The following is a 13262-nucleotide window of genomic DNA, read 5'->3' as shown; positions in this document are numbered from 1 at the left end:
GGTTCGCCTCCGAACGGTTTCGGTGTCAGCTGGTGGTGTGAGATTGCGCGCGCAGGCGGGTGAGGTAGCGCGTGGATTGGCGGCGGCTGGTTAGCGTGACCAGCTCGACGTGGGTGCTGTGTTCGGCGATCAGCTCGCGCACGCGGGGGCGCATCTGGGCGCGGTAGCCCCAGATGTAGCGCAGGAATCCCCAGGTGATGCGGTCGTAGACGCCGTCGCGGTGTTGTCCGCCCCGGTAGCGCCAGCGTCGTTGCAGTACGCCGGTGATGCAGGTGATCGCGGGCAGGTCGAGGAAGATGACGGTGTCGGCCGCGGCGAGCCGGATCGGCAAGGTGCCCGCGTAGTTGCCCTCGATCAGCCACCGTGGTCCGGCGACGAGGCGCTGTTGGATGGCCTGGAACTCTTCAGCGGGGAGCGGGTTCCAGTCGGTGTCGTAGTAGACGGCGTCGAGGTGGGTCAGCGGGAGCTCGTGTAGGGCGGCGAGCTGGTTGGCGAGGTGAGTTTTGCCGCTGCCGCCGCAACCGATGATCACGATTCGCTGGTCCACGCCCGGCCACGATACCGGCCCCGACTCCGGCGGTCGGGGAGGCTGCCCGGTCACCACCGGACCTCGATCCGGGAAAGGACTCGATCGAGGGTGTCGAGCTGGCGGGAGAGCCGGAAGATGTGGAGCTTGGCCAGGCATTGCGCCAGGAGGTCGGCGTGTGCCGGTGTTCCGGCGATACGCCGCAGTTCCGCCAGCTCGGTGGTGACGTGGGCACCACTGGTGACATGCAGCTGGAAAGGACTGAACTGGGGTGCGCTGCGGATGTAGGCCGGGGTGAGTGGCAGGCATCCGGCGAGGACGGCTTCGGGCAGGCGCTGGGTCATCTGCCCGGCTGCGGCGTAGCGGTCGGGCAGCAGCAGGACCGTGGCCAGCGCGTCGGCGTGTATCTGTGCGACCTGGGGGAACGGGACCCGGCCGATGAACCGCACGTGCGGCCATCGGTGGGTATCGGGCCATTTGCCCGCGACGACGCAGTCCTGGCGGCCGGTCGCCGGGGTGGCGAAGTAGGTGTCGAAGGTGTCGTCGCGGTCGTATTGGTTGCCGACGTAGGCCAGGCTCAACGGTCGAGGCCGCCGCGAGAGGGCGTCCGGGTCGGCGGTGTCGAGTGCGGTGTCGGCGACGGGGAACAGCAAGCTGACCGCGCCGTCGGTGGGATGCAGGGCCGCCTCGCACACGGTGACCTGGGGTGTGTGTCGTAGCGGGTGCCCGGCCGGGAGCTGTAGGTCCTTGTCCCACACGATCGTGGGCAAACCACGCTCGAGGGTGTAGTAGTCGAGGAGTTGGTGTTGCCGGTGTAGATCGCAGGTGTGGCCGGGAGTGCCGCAGGGTGTGGTGTTGCGGCCGGGGATCGGCCATCGCCATTCCAGGAACAGTGCGTCGAGGTCGGGTAGCCCGCTGTCCCAGGTGTAGGTGGGGGTGAGGTCGGTTCCGGCTTCGATCCTGTCGCGGTCGGGCTGGAGGAACACGAGGTCGTGGCCGAGCGCGCGTAGGCCGTCGATGAGGGTTCGGCGGTGGCTGCGGCCTCCGTCGGGGGTGTCGGTGATCCCGGGGCCGAGGAACCCCCAGAAGCTGTAGCCGATTCTCATTTGCTCACCCACCAATCTTCGAGCAGCACGGCGTCCAGGCCGCTGGCGAGCAGGCAGTCCAGTGCCATGTCGGGTGTGCCGCAGATCGGTTTGCCTTTGATGTTGAGCGAGGTGTTGATCAGTACCGGGATGCCGGTGATCTTGGCGAACTCGGTGATGGCCTCGGCCAGGAACGGGTTCTGTCCCTCGGTGAGGGTTTGTACGCGGGCGGTGCCGTTGGCGTGCACGATCGCCGGTATCTGTTCGCGCGCTAGTTCGGTGACCGATGAGGCGATCGACATGAATGGCGCGGGTTGGGGCAGCGTGAAGTAGTCCGACGCGGTGGCGGTGAGGGTGACGGGCGCGAACGGCCGGAACGGTTCTCGGAATTTCACGGTGTCGTTGAGTTGCTTGACGACCTCGGGGTTGGCCGGCGAGGCCAGGATCGAGCGGTTGCCCAGTGCGCGAGGGCCTGCCTCGAGCGGCCCGCGGAACACTCCGACGACGGCACCGGCGGCGAGCGCCCCGGCCAAGTACTGGGCCGGGTGTCTGGGTTTGGTCGCGGTCAACCCGGGGCGGGGATTCTTCGACAGCACGACATCGCCGAAAGCGGGTCCGAGGTAGCAGCGGTCCTGGATTCCGGTGGCCAGTTTTCCGGTGCGGTCCAGATACGCGGCGGTGGCGGCACCGATGGCAGTGCCGGAGTCGCCGGGAGCCGGTGGCACGTGCACTTCGTCGAACAGCCCGGATTCGACGATCTTGCCGATAGCCACGCAGTTGGCCGCCACACCGCCCGAGACACACAGCAACCGAGCGTTGGTCAACGCGCGAGCTCGCACGGCCAGGTGCACCATGACCTGTTCGGTGCGTTCTTGCAGAGCGGCGGCGAGGTCTCTGTGTACCTCTTCGATTGGTCCGTTGCCGCGAGGCGGGCAGCTGCGGGTGATGAACTCGGTGCTGACCCGCGCGAAGCAGCGCGAAAGGACCCGAACCGGGAACAACTCGGGGTTCAGGGTGAACCCGGTGTCGGTGATCGGGATCGCGTCTCTCATCAGGTCCCGGAATGGGTTGGGGTCGCCGAGGGCGGCCAGGGCCATGACGGTGCCTTCCTCGTCTCCGCGCCGCCAGCCGAGGTGTTCGGTGACCGCACCGTAGGCGTAGCCGAGGGAGGCCGGGTCGTCGATGGCGTCGATGATGTCGTAGGTGCATCCGCCGCCGGGCGTGCGGCGGGCGTGGGCGATGGTGGTGGTTTGGATCTCGCCGAGGCTGTCGACGACCAAGACGGCGACGTCGTCGTAGCCCGAGGACGCGAACGCATACAGTCCGTGCGCCCGGTGATGCAGGATCGACGAGCTCGAAGCGTGCGGGAACAGCCGTTCTAATCGCCTTGTGCGGGTGTGTGTTCGGGTTGCGACCCGTGCGAAGCTCGCGGCGCGTGGCAGCGCCCTTCCTCGCGTCTTCGGGTCTGCGAGGTGCTCACCGAGCTGCCGTGTGGCGGCGAGGTAGCCGGGGGCGCGGAAGTTGTAGGCGACGGTATCGATCAACTCCGGGACGAGATCGCTGTCACCGAGCAGCCACTCGACGGCGTGGGCGGGGTAGTCCTTGGTGTGTTTGTGGTTGTTGAGGCGTTCTTCTTCGGCGAACCCGACGAGGTGCCCGTCGAGGATCAACGCGGCAGCGGAGTCGTGTGTCCAGGAGCAGAATCCGAGGACCGCGCGAGGGGTGGGGGTCATGAGGCGTGGGCTCCTTGCTCGGTCGCGAGGGATGAGAGGTGGTCGTACCAACGCTGCAGGGCTCGCGCGAGCTCGTCGTCGGTATCGGCGAGCAGGGTTCGGGCGTGGTGGCGGTCGCCGGTGGTCCAGGCTCGGTAGCTGGCCAACATCTGCGCGAATGCCGACCAGGTGCCGGTCAGGCCGCGTGTCCGTGGCTCGGTGATCGTGTTGCGAAGGACTTGGTCGGCGGTGTTCCACGGGATCGAGACCTCCGGCATCACCGGGGACGGGTCGGGATCGTGGGCGAGCTGTGCAGCGGCGCTGGCGTGTTCGGCGTAGAGGTGCAGGGAGTCGATGTGGTGGTGGTATTCGCCCAGCTCGGCACCGAGCCATCCGGCCAGCAGCTCCTGGATCAACGTGTTGGTGAAGATGTCGTAGGGGAACCCGAGCCACAGGTCTTGGCTGCGCATGGTGGTGTGCATGTGCAGGCGCCCTCGCCTCAGATAGAACCGGTAGCCCAACGTGCAGGGGACATCACGGTGCCCGCGAGTGTCGCGTTGCGGGTCATAGAGCTGGATGACCGCCTGGCGGGAGTCGGGGTCTTGTTGGAGCAGCTGCCGGGTCCGGTCGAGCTGGTCGATGCCGTTCCACCGGCGCATGCGCGGCCCATACGCACCGCGCAGGACCCCGTCATCGGCGTAGCGGGTCAATGCCCGGTTGTACTGAAAGATCCAGTCCTCGTCGGAACCGGACAGAATCCACAACGCCTCGGCTACGGCGAAGGCCGGATTGAGCAGCCGCAACGGCGGCACGTCGACAAACCGTCGTCGCGGCTGGGTCAAACGCAGGTGCGCGCCGAGGATTTCGGTGGTGGCCATGCCGCGAGGACTGACCGGCTCGCCGAAGTTGGTGACCGCGTGGCACGCGGACGTGAACAGGGTGTTGGCGTTGTCCGCGGTGAGCACGATCATCGCGACACCACCTCCGCGACGGGCGTGGAAACCGATTGCGAGGGTGGTTGTTTGACCATCCAGTCCAGCTGGCGCGCGATCCCCTCCCGCAGCTCGACGCGCGGTGAGTACCCGAGCAGTGCGTGCGCCAGCGTGAGGTCGGCACGGGTCGCTTCCACGTCACCGGCCCGGGGAGCTTCCATGGCGAGAGGCACTTTGCGGCCGGTGATCTGACCGATCATCGCGATCAGTTCGAGCATCGAGACACTCGAACCGCCACCGACATTGACGATCTCGGCATCGATGTCGTCGGCGATCGTCGCCGCGGCGAGGGTGGCGGCCACGATGTCGTCGACGTAGGTGAACTCCCGCGACTGGTGCCCGTCGCCGTAGAGCGGAACCGGAACCCCCGACAGCACCGCCGCCAGTACCCGCGAGATCGCCATATCGGATCGTTGACGTGGGCCGTAGACGGTGAAGTAGCGCAACGCGACCACACTCGTGCCGGTGTCGGGTCGCGCCGCGTGCGCCATGCACAGATGTTCGGCCGCCAGCTTGGTCGCGCCATAGGGCGACATCGGATAGGTCGGGTCGCCTTCCGCGCTTGGACCCGAGGTCTGTCCGTAGACACTCGATGACGAGGCCAGCACCAGCCGTGGGACCTGGGCGCGTTCGCAGGCGGCGAGCAGCCGCTGAGTAGCAACGACGTTGGACGACGCGTAGTCCGGGAACCGTTCAGCCCACGAATCCCGCACACCTGGCACCGCAGCGAGATGGAACACCGTGCGCGCACCGGTGATCAACTCGTCGAGCTCATCGGTGGCCAGATCGGCCTGATGCAATGCCAGACTCGGATCGGCGAGGGCGTCAGCGAGATTTCGAGCCGCGACCGGATCGTTGTGAACCGACCGGCGGTCGATCGCGATCACCTCAGTCCCACGAGCCAGAAGCCCGTCGACCAGATGCGAACCGATGAACCCGGCCGCCCCGGTAACAACGACGGGACCCTGGTTGATTAGTGGTGCGGTCATGTGGAGCCTCTACTTTCAAACATGCTGTTAGTCGATGTGTTTCGGGATTGCCTACCGACTCGCGGTGCCGCCAGCACGCGGCCACCGTGCGTTCGAAGCTGACCTCTTCAGGACGAGGCCCGGCGCGGTCGGCTGCCGGTCGTGGGATTGAGTGAAGGTCTAGTGCGGGAGCTGGCCGACAGCGGCGTAGGCGCTGAGGTCCCATTCGGCGGGGTGGGATGGCTGGTAGGCGGGGTTGCCGGTGTCGGGTCGCCATGTGTGGGGCGAGGCCAAGCCTGGCTGCAACAGCCGGTAGGGGGCGAGCATCGCGGTCACTGTGGCGTGGTCACGTGGCCGGTAAGCGATGCCGCAGTGCTCGAGCTCCCTCGCCGATGTGCGGATGTCGTTGGTGAAGACGTCGTCGGTGATGTGGCTGAAGATGAGCCAGCTGCCGCGCGGGAGCCCACTGGTCAGTTCCGCGAGCATCGCGGGGGCGTCGGGCAGGAGTTCGGCAGTTCCGGACAAGCAGATCGCGATCGGTTTGCCCAGATTAAGGAAGCCCGCGATCTGGTCGAGGACGGCGGCGGTATTGGTGATGTCGAGCATGGCGAAGCGTCGCTTCGGGCTGGTGGCCAGCAAGGCACGGGCGTGGACGGCGACCAATGGGTCGTTGTCCAGGTAGAGGGTGCGGGCGGAGTCGATGTTGTCTGCGGCGACGTCACCGATGTCGGGCGGCAACGCGATACCGCACCCGAGGTCGACGTACTGGTGGACCTGGTGTTCGTTGGTCAAGTACTCCACTGCGCGAAGGAGGAATCGTCGCGCCTCGCCCATGGCGACGACGATCTTTCTGCTCATCCTCGAGGCGACGAGGTGATCGATGTCGTAGTTGTCCTTGCCTCCCAGCAGTTTGTTGCTTACGCGTGCGCTGCTGGGGGTTCGCTGGTCGAGCGCGATGTCTTCGCTTGTCATGTCACCTCGATCGAAGTAGTCGGGGTCTGCCAGGCCCCGACCGTCTCCTGGGCCGCGACGAGGGGTACAGCGTCGGAGAGGTCGGGGCCTGACTCGGGTCAGGTGGTTAGATGGGTTAGATGCCGGGGCCGACGTGCTCGGCCAGTGCTCGGTCGAGCAGAGCGTGGGCGTGCTCGCCGTAGACGGCTTGGCTGGCGAGTAGGTCGAACGTGCGCAGTGCGAGGGCGACCTCGTCCTCGCCGGTGGTCTCGATCGACCCGGTCACGGCCTCGATGTCGACCCCGGACGTGTCGTGGATGACGAAATTGTCGGCAGGGGCGAGGAATTCGGCGTCGAGGGGAATGATGCCGATCTCGACGTTGTCTCTCGCGGTGAGGATGTCGGCGAGTTGGCGAATTTGGGTGACCATCACGGCGTGGCTGCCGACTGTGCGCCGCAGCGCGGCCTCACCGATGAGCAGGTGGAACAGGTGTCCGGGCGAGTCGAGCACGGCCTGGCGCTGCAACCGCACGCCCGCGGTCGCCTCGCTGTCGTCGGGCAGCTCAAGCACTGCCGAGCATTTGGTCAGGATCGCGCGGGCGTAGGCGAGGGTCTGCACCAGGCCCGGGATGATGTCGGGGTTGTAGCTGCGCTGGTGTTTGGTCTCGGCCTCGATGTCGATCAGGCTGCGCTGCAACGGTTCCAGGCCGCCTTCTGCAACGGCGTACCAGCTCGAGTAGGACATGCTTCTAACCTTTCAATAGGTGTTGATGGTTGAGAGGTTTCGGTGGGAGTCCACCGAATGTGGTCGTTGGGGGAGCGCCCGGAGGCGCGGCGGTGGGCGGCCTCCGGGGGCTGTCCCCACCCTCGGGGTCAACCGGCCGATTGCCCGGCCGGGGTGATGATCCCGAGGTATTCAAGTGGTCTGAGGGCAGCTCAGGCTCGGGCGATGGAGCTGATCCGGGTCACGCCGTCGACGGTGCGGGTGGTGATGATCTGGCGGGGTGCGAACGGTTCGCCCTCGGGGCGGTACTCGGTCACGGTCACCGCCCACAGGTCCGCATCCCCGAAGGTGTCCAGAGGTGAGATGGTCACGCAGTGGCGGGTGTCGGCGGGCACGGCATCGATTCCCGCCTGCAACCGGCCACCCGGGCCGACGACCGTCTCGGCGGTCAGGTACTGGCGTGCCCGGTCGGCGGAGCGCTGCACGTAATAGGCGTAGTTGTACCCCAGGATCGCGGCCGGGCCGCTGGAAGTGTCACCCGGACCGGACCCGGTGACCACACCCGAAGGGGAAGTGATTCCCGCGCAGGCGAGTTCACGGGACTGCGCAGAGCTGTCGGGTGCTGTCACGGCCGCGACTGCGGCCAGTACCGCAAGGGTGGCCAGCGCGGCCGCGGCGATCCATCGGCGGCGGTGCGAGCGGTGTGTGGTGGTCGTGTCGAACTTGGCATACATAGTGTTTCGGGTCCTTCGAGCGGGTGGGTTTGGGGGTGGCCCCGGAGTCGTCGGGAAGCGACTCCGGGGCCGCCTTGGCGCGGGGCCAGGACCGGGTGAGGTGGTGTGAGGTCTCACCGGGTCGTCGTGCCAAGGCCATTCGGGCGGTCGGAAATGCGCGTGGTGCGCGGGTCAGGGCAGCAGGTAGAGGCGTTCGTTGGGCAGGCGGGGCAATCCGGCGCAGTGGCCGGGGGAGACGGCGACGGTTCCGGGGCGGCGGGCGGCCACGTCGCAGACGAACATCAGCGCGGCGGTCAGGCACGCGGCGAAATCCATTCGCACACTGGAAATCAGGACCGCGAGCCGCACGTCAGGTTCGTCCGGGCACGGTGACCGCCTGCCTCCGTTGTTCATCGCTGGGCCGGTCTCAAGATCGATAGCGCGGACGCGATCACCACCGCCCCAGAGGGCCGGAACGCGCTGGTGGCCGGGGACTCCCAGGTGCGGATCATCAGCGGGTCCGGTGCTGGGGACGGCAACGCGATATCGCCTTCGCGGATCACCACCACCCGCGCCTTCCACAAGCGCGCCAACTCGGCCGGGTCACCGATCGGCCGGATATCTGTCCTGACCAGAAAGGTCCACATGTCGGCGCGCGGGTGACCGATGATCGACAACGGCGCGATACCGCGAACGTCGAGGCTGGTCTTGACCTGATGAGCGAGCTCGGTCGGCATCATCACCGCGCCGACCAGCCCGGCCCGCATCGTGATCCGGCCCGTTACCGGGTCGATCACGGTGGGCAGCGAGCAGATGCTCCGGTAGAACTCGCAGCGTGTCCGGGCGGTTTCGTAGAACGCCTCGACCGGTGTGCTGATCTGCGTCATTTGACCCCTCCCGCCGGTTCGGCCACGGTGGTCACCCATCCGGCAACCCTCATCGCCTCGAGTTGCCTCACGAGGGTCAACAGCGAGCGATCGAACGCGGGATGGATCTCGACATCGGCGAGGGCGCCGGCCGAATTACCCTCTTCGAGAAGGCCCTGCCTCGCCGCGGACGGGTGCGAGTTCAGCTCGTTGCGGTCTGTCATGCGCGGCCTCCCTGATGACGCTTCCAACTCCGAAAGGGAAGCGTGTCGGGCTGGTGCGCCTCGGCTTCCCCGGGAACGGGTTCCTGGTGAAAATCGTGGCCCGCCAGCGGTATCGGCAGGAACCGCACGGTGGTGGCGTAGCGTAGGGGTTCCGTAGGTGTTTCCCAGTTCAGGAGCTGGAAATAGGGGTCGGCATGATACGAGGGCAGGGGTGGACCGGCTTCGAAGCTGCGGCGCTCCAAGAGGCGATGCGATTGTCGATCCGGGAGTACGCCGCGATGCTCGGCATCGAGTCGACCACGATCAACAACTGGCGTTCAGGACTGAGCGCGGTCAAACCCCGCTCGAAAGCGCAGGGGATCCTCGATACGACCTACGCCAAACGCGCGACGCCGGAGGACCGGGAACGATTCGAGCAGATCGTGGCCGAAGGCGAAACAGCCTGGAGGGCTCGACACTCGAAAGACGTGCGCAAACACAATGCCGTCTCGAACACCGACAATGTGCCGACCGATAGTGAACCTGATCGAGGATCGACCAGAGTCGACGCGCCGCTGGTCGAGGCCGACGACTTCTCCGCTCTGGTGACCGATATCGAAACCGCCTTCTGGACAGCAGGCAACGTCACCGACACCGGAGCGCTGCGCCCGCTCTCAGCTCTCCTTGCCGCCAGCCGGGCGGTCACGCGACTCAACATGGCCGGTGAGTACACCACTCTCGCGCTGCTAGTGGGCCCGTTGATCACCGACCTCTACCGACACGCACACGACAGTCGAGCCGAGGACCAGCGCATCGCCTGGGACACGTTGACGCAGGTCGCTTTCGACACATCCGTGGTGATGCGCGCCCGAGGACACCTCGCGCTGGCATGGTCAGCCGCGCGCACCGCCGAAGAGGCCGCTCGCAGCATCGACAGTCAGCCGGGAGCTGCTGCTGCGGCGTTTGTCAGCAGCCAGGTTCTGCTGGCCCGCCCGGCCTCGGCGAAGGCCGCGCTGGATCGCGCGGAACGAACGGCGGCCATCGTCGGAGCACGAGCACAAACCGCCAACGAGTTGCAGACGGTCGGGATGCTGCACCTGCAGGCATCGTTGGCGACAGCGGCCACCGGCGGCGATCCCCGCGACCACCTGGAGTATGCGGCTGCGTACGCCGCACGACTCGACCGTCCTATCTCCGCCGACAACTCGTCCGTCATCTCGAACACTACTTTCGGTTCATCGAACGTGGCGCTGTGGAAGATGTCGGTTGCCATGGAAGCGGGTGAGCCAGAAGCCGTGCTCGACCTAGCGAAGAAGCTGAAGCCGCAGACATTGCCGACCCCGGGCAGGGCTGCCCAGTACTGGGTCGAGGTCGGGCGCGCAGCGGCATCGCGTCGTGCCCACGAGATCGCCCTCGACGCCTTCCTGCGCGCGGAAAGCATTGCACCAGAACATGTCCGGACCATGGACACCGTGCAGGAGTCGGTGGCTCAGATGATGCGGGAAGCCAAGCGCAGCCTCACCGCGGGCGACCTGGGCAACCTCGCCCAGCGTGTAGGCGTAGCGGTGGTCTAGCCCGGACAGGGCCTGGTCAGGCTGCCATGATGGGCTCATGACTGAGCGCACTCAGGTGCTGTATGCGATTGTGACCGGCGCGTCACCAGCTGACACTGTCGGCGAGCTGGTCGAACTGGCCCGAGCTGACGGTTGGGACGTGTGCGTCGTCGCCTCGCCGAACGGCGCCCGCTTCCTCGACATCGAAGCGTTGGAAACGCAGACCGGCCACCCGGTACGGTCGGAGTTCAAAGAACCGGGAACCGACGATCTGCTGCCTCCCGCCGACGCGATCATCGCCGCACCGTTGACCACGAACTCGCTGGCGAAATGGGCCACCGGCATCGGCGACACACTGCCGCTCGCCCTGCTGGTAGAGGCCGTCGGCGCTGGGCTGCCCGTGGTGGCGATACCGCATGCGAAACAGGAGCAGATGAACTTCCCAGCCATCCGCCAGGCACGCGAACGTCTTGCGGAGTGGGGCGTCCGATTTGTGCGCATAGCTGAGGATGGGGACTCCGGCCCGCTTCCATGGACGATCGCCCTGAAGGTCCTTCGAGAACCTGCTGTCGGTGCGGCAGCAGGCACCATCTGCAAGGATCGGTGAGCATGGCTGAGGTAAAGGCAGGACTGATCGTCTGGGATGTGGACGGAACACTGATCCCAGCGGATTTGCGCTGGCTACGGCGAGCGGTGGCTCGCACCTACACCATCGAAGAGTCTGCGGTTGTTTTCCCCGCTTCGCGTGTGCATGGCTACACCGATGAATCCATCGTGGTCGATACGGCCATCGCCTCTGGAGTCCCCAGCGAAGCGGCTGAAGAAGGCTTCAGCCGGTACGCCGACGTACTGATGGAGGTCATGGTGGAGGGTGAGGCGGAACTGGCCCGCGACCAGGCCGCATATCCGGGTGCGGCTCACACCATCGCCACCTTGGCGGAGCATGGCTACATACAGACCGCACTCACCGGAAACCTGCGAGTCTCGGCTGAATTCAAGCTGGCGGTTGCGGGCCTCGACTCACATCTTGACCTCGACGTCGGCGCGTTCGGTTCGGACGCGCGGGAACGTTTCGACCTGCCTGCGTTTGTTGCCGACCGGTTTCAGGCGAAGTACGGACACCCGATCGACCCTGCACGAACCGTCATTATCGGCGATGCGCCGAACGATATCGCTACCGCTCGACATGCTGGATTCGCGGTCGTTGCCGTCGCTCACAGGTTGACCCCCGAACAGCTGTCTGGGCACTCGCCAGATGCGATCGTGAACGAGCTCGACTCGGACAAGGTGTTGGAAGCCGTCCGTTCAGCGCAGGCTATCCAGCGGTTGTGAGGATCGATCGTTAGGCGTTTATGCTGCGTACTCGCTCCATCAACGCGAGGACCGGTCGTTCATTCTGCCAGGGGGCGATTCTCTCGATGGCTCGTTGTGCGCGTTCGATTCCGCGGAGGTTGCCCATGGTTGTGAGCGCTTCGTAGGTGTGGCCGAGAACGGTGCAGCCTTCTTCGAGCTCGCCCGATACGGAGTAGGCGCTGGCGAGGTCTACGCGGGCGGCCAGGGCGACGTTGGGGCTGTCCATCTCGGGCGAGCTCAATGCGTTGTTCAGCGCAGCGATTGCGCGTTTCGAGTCGCCGAGAAGTAGTTGGCACGTGCCGACATAGACCTGGACGCGAGTGGTGTTCCAGTCACTGAACAGTCCCGAACGGTCATTCTCGTCGATGTCCTCGGCGGCGAGTTGTGCGCGAGTCAGCGCTTCCTCGCATTCGTTCCGCAGGTCGAGCACTGCGTACGCTTGCGCTTGTTCGGCGCCGATCCGTGCTCGCGCGGCAGGCGGCAAGAAGGCGGAGAGGCCGGCCGCCTCGTTTAGTATCCGGAGTCCGATGACGACGTCACCGTCCGAACTGATCAACGTGGCAGCATCCGAGCGTAGGTTGCTCTCGAAGATGCGCGCGATTCCGCCCATCGTCTTGTCCTGGAGTTCGTCGGCGAGCTTACGGGCGAACGCGCAATGCGTTATTGCCATCGGCCGGTCACCGATGGCACTCCACACCCTGCTCGCCACAACGGATGTTTCACACAGCAGTGCCCCGGCCCGCTTCTTGATTCGGTCGTCGGTCGCAGCCCGGAACAGCGAGGCGACAGCATCTCGATGAGCTTCTGTCGGGCCGATCAGAGCATCAGGTGCGATGCTTTGGCGCTGGCCTGCCAGCAGATCGGTGACCGCGGCATAGCTACCGACCGAACCTTCTGACGCCGCTCGCGATCGCATCAGCGACGAGGCCGCGCTGCCCTTCAACACATCGACCGTTCCCCGATCGCTCTCCACTGGCAGGTAGCTGCCTGTTGGAGTGGCGGCGAGTGCCGTACTCGTTGGTTTGGCGGACCCGCGCGAGGTCGCCGGACGCCGGAATCTCCATGCGGCCTCGCCCTCTGCGACGATATGTTCGAACCGCGCTCTGTCCTCGGAAGTGGCACGTTGTGCGTAGGTCGTATCCAGGATCGCTTGTGTTGCAGGACGGAGTGTCACCGAGCTCAGCCGCGAACGCCAATTGTTGACCGTTGTCGTCTCGACACCCAGCAGAGCGGCGAAATCTCGTATCGACCTACGCATCGCTTCCTGAAGCGCAACCGCTTCGAAGCCGGTCCATTCCCGCCCTCGTATCACCGCCGACCCTACTTTCCAGCGTGTGGCCTGATGAAGCGCCAACGCTACCCCACTACCGCTGATCCTTGCCGCTGCCGTTGGCTGCTGGACTTGAATCGGAATCCGATACAAATCTTCACTATTCGGCGATCGCCTTGCCAAACATGTTGTGACAGACAACGACCACGTACTTCGATGGGCGCCCAAACTGCGACTGTCTAGGCCAGGTCGGCGATCTGTAGCAGCCCTCGGGTCAGCCGACGGGCTAAGGGTTGTCCCGTAAGTCCGGAATAGCCGCCTCGAACCGGCTCATACACCCCTGTCA

The 13262-nt window shown here is 65.8% G+C and carries 15 protein-coding genes; 3 read left to right on the top strand and 12 right to left on the bottom strand.

What is annotated here, in order from left to right; all coding sequences use genetic code 11:
• Positions 1 to 25: 25 nt before the first annotated feature.
• The 11 genes from IEY60_RS00075 to IEY60_RS00025 all read right to left on the bottom strand — a co-directional run bounded on the left by IEY60_RS00075 (position 26) and on the right by IEY60_RS00025 (position 8761).
• Complete coding sequence (locus IEY60_RS00075) at positions 26 to 547, bottom strand: P-loop NTPase family protein (RefSeq protein WP_189022468.1); 522 nt, start codon at positions 545 to 547, stop codon at positions 26 to 28.
• 50 nt (positions 548 to 597) lie between these two features.
• Positions 598 to 1632: a hypothetical protein gene (locus IEY60_RS00070; protein WP_189022466.1), complete on the bottom strand. Its 1035-nt coding sequence runs from the start codon at positions 1630 to 1632 to the stop codon at positions 598 to 600.
• On the bottom strand, positions 1629 to 3344 hold the full coding sequence (locus IEY60_RS00065; protein WP_189022464.1) for a carbamoyltransferase family protein: 1716 nt from the start codon (positions 3342 to 3344) through the stop codon (positions 1629 to 1631). Before IEY60_RS00065 ends, IEY60_RS00070 begins: the two co-directional genes overlap by 4 nt.
• On the bottom strand, positions 3341 to 4294 hold the full coding sequence (locus tag IEY60_RS00060) for a thymidylate synthase (RefSeq protein ID WP_189022462.1): 954 nt from the start codon (positions 4292 to 4294) through the stop codon (positions 3341 to 3343). Before IEY60_RS00060 ends, IEY60_RS00065 begins: the two co-directional genes overlap by 4 nt.
• Positions 4291 to 5304: an NAD-dependent epimerase/dehydratase family protein gene (locus tag IEY60_RS00055; protein WP_189022460.1), complete on the bottom strand. Its 1014-nt coding sequence runs from the start codon at positions 5302 to 5304 to the stop codon at positions 4291 to 4293. The genes IEY60_RS00060 and IEY60_RS00055 overlap by 4 nt, the downstream gene beginning before the upstream one ends.
• Positions 5305 to 5463: 159 nt before the next feature.
• Positions 5464 to 6255, bottom strand: coding sequence for an SAM-dependent methyltransferase (locus tag IEY60_RS00050; protein WP_189022459.1), 792 nt, complete (start codon positions 6253 to 6255; stop codon positions 5464 to 5466).
• Between the two features lie 115 nt (positions 6256 to 6370).
• Complete coding sequence (locus IEY60_RS00045) at positions 6371 to 6979, bottom strand: DUF5753 domain-containing protein (RefSeq protein ID WP_189022458.1); 609 nt, start codon at positions 6977 to 6979, stop codon at positions 6371 to 6373.
• Positions 6980 to 7170: 191 nt separating this feature from the next.
• Positions 7171 to 7692: a DUF8176 domain-containing protein gene (locus IEY60_RS00040; RefSeq protein ID WP_189022457.1), complete on the bottom strand. Its 522-nt coding sequence runs from the start codon at positions 7690 to 7692 to the stop codon at positions 7171 to 7173.
• A gap of 171 nt (positions 7693 to 7863) precedes the next feature.
• Entirely contained in the window at positions 7864 to 8007 is a 144-nt protein-coding gene (locus IEY60_RS00035) for a hypothetical protein (RefSeq protein ID WP_189022456.1), read from the bottom strand.
• A 74-nt stretch (positions 8008 to 8081) separates the two neighbouring features.
• On the bottom strand, positions 8082 to 8558 hold the full coding sequence (locus IEY60_RS00030) for a DNA-directed RNA polymerase subunit beta (protein WP_189022455.1): 477 nt from the start codon (positions 8556 to 8558) through the stop codon (positions 8082 to 8084).
• Entirely contained in the window at positions 8555 to 8761 is a 207-nt protein-coding gene (locus IEY60_RS00025; protein WP_189022454.1) for a hypothetical protein, read from the bottom strand. Before IEY60_RS00025 ends, IEY60_RS00030 begins: the two co-directional genes overlap by 4 nt.
• 194 nt (positions 8762 to 8955) lie before the next feature.
• On the opposite strand from IEY60_RS00025, the gene IEY60_RS00020 reads away from it, so the two are divergent.
• The 3 genes from IEY60_RS00020 to IEY60_RS00010 all read left to right on the top strand — a co-directional run bounded on the left by IEY60_RS00020 (position 8956) and on the right by IEY60_RS00010 (position 11625).
• Positions 8956 to 10314, top strand: a complete 1359-nt coding sequence (locus IEY60_RS00020; RefSeq protein ID WP_189022452.1) for a hypothetical protein — start codon at positions 8956 to 8958, stop codon at positions 10312 to 10314.
• 70 nt (positions 10315 to 10384) lie between these two features.
• Entirely contained in the window at positions 10385 to 10900 is a 516-nt protein-coding gene (locus IEY60_RS00015; RefSeq protein ID WP_229739447.1) for a flavoprotein, read from the top strand.
• Positions 10901 to 10902: 2 nt separating this feature from the next.
• Positions 10903 to 11625: an HAD family hydrolase gene (locus IEY60_RS00010; protein ID WP_189022447.1), complete on the top strand. Its 723-nt coding sequence runs from the start codon at positions 10903 to 10905 to the stop codon at positions 11623 to 11625.
• 10 nt (positions 11626 to 11635) lie between these two features.
• Here IEY60_RS00010 and IEY60_RS00005 read toward each other — a convergent pair whose 3' ends face one another.
• Positions 11636 to 13000: an NsdA family TPR-like regulatory protein gene (locus tag IEY60_RS00005; protein ID WP_189022445.1), complete on the bottom strand. Its 1365-nt coding sequence runs from the start codon at positions 12998 to 13000 to the stop codon at positions 11636 to 11638.
• Positions 13001 to 13262 lie beyond the last annotated feature (262 nt).

This window comes from Nocardia rhizosphaerihabitans (genome assembly GCF_014646295.1).
GTDB lineage: Bacteria > Actinomycetota > Actinomycetes > Mycobacteriales > Mycobacteriaceae > Nocardia > Nocardia rhizosphaerihabitans.
This window is presented reverse-complemented; position numbering and strand designations above follow the sequence as displayed.

Coding starts and splice junctions, on each gene's coding strand:
- IEY60_RS00065 (WP_189022464.1), bottom strand. CDS start 3,344: ATGACCCCCACCCCTCGCGCGGTCCTCGGATTCTGCTCCTGGACACAC.
- IEY60_RS00045 (WP_189022458.1), bottom strand. CDS start 6,979: ATGTCCTACTCGAGCTGGTACGCCGTTGCAGAAGGCGGCCTGGAACCG.
- IEY60_RS00070 (WP_189022466.1), bottom strand. CDS start 1,632: ATGAGAATCGGCTACAGCTTCTGGGGGTTCCTCGGCCCCGGGATCACC.
- IEY60_RS00020 (WP_189022452.1), top strand. CDS start 8,956: ATGATACGAGGGCAGGGGTGGACCGGCTTCGAAGCTGCGGCGCTCCAA.
- IEY60_RS00050 (WP_189022459.1), bottom strand. CDS start 6,255: ATGACAAGCGAAGACATCGCGCTCGACCAGCGAACCCCCAGCAGCGCA.
- IEY60_RS00035 (WP_189022456.1), bottom strand. CDS start 8,007: ATGGATTTCGCCGCGTGCCTGACCGCCGCGCTGATGTTCGTCTGCGAC.
- IEY60_RS00030 (WP_189022455.1), bottom strand. CDS start 8,558: ATGACGCAGATCAGCACACCGGTCGAGGCGTTCTACGAAACCGCCCGG.
- IEY60_RS00010 (WP_189022447.1), top strand. CDS start 10,903: ATGGCTGAGGTAAAGGCAGGACTGATCGTCTGGGATGTGGACGGAACA.
- IEY60_RS00040 (WP_189022457.1), bottom strand. CDS start 7,692: ATGTATGCCAAGTTCGACACGACCACCACACACCGCTCGCACCGCCGC.
- IEY60_RS00060 (WP_189022462.1), bottom strand. CDS start 4,294: ATGATCGTGCTCACCGCGGACAACGCCAACACCCTGTTCACGTCCGCG.
- IEY60_RS00055 (WP_189022460.1), bottom strand. CDS start 5,304: ATGACCGCACCACTAATCAACCAGGGTCCCGTCGTTGTTACCGGGGCG.
- IEY60_RS00025 (WP_189022454.1), bottom strand. CDS start 8,761: ATGACAGACCGCAACGAGCTGAACTCGCACCCGTCCGCGGCGAGGCAG.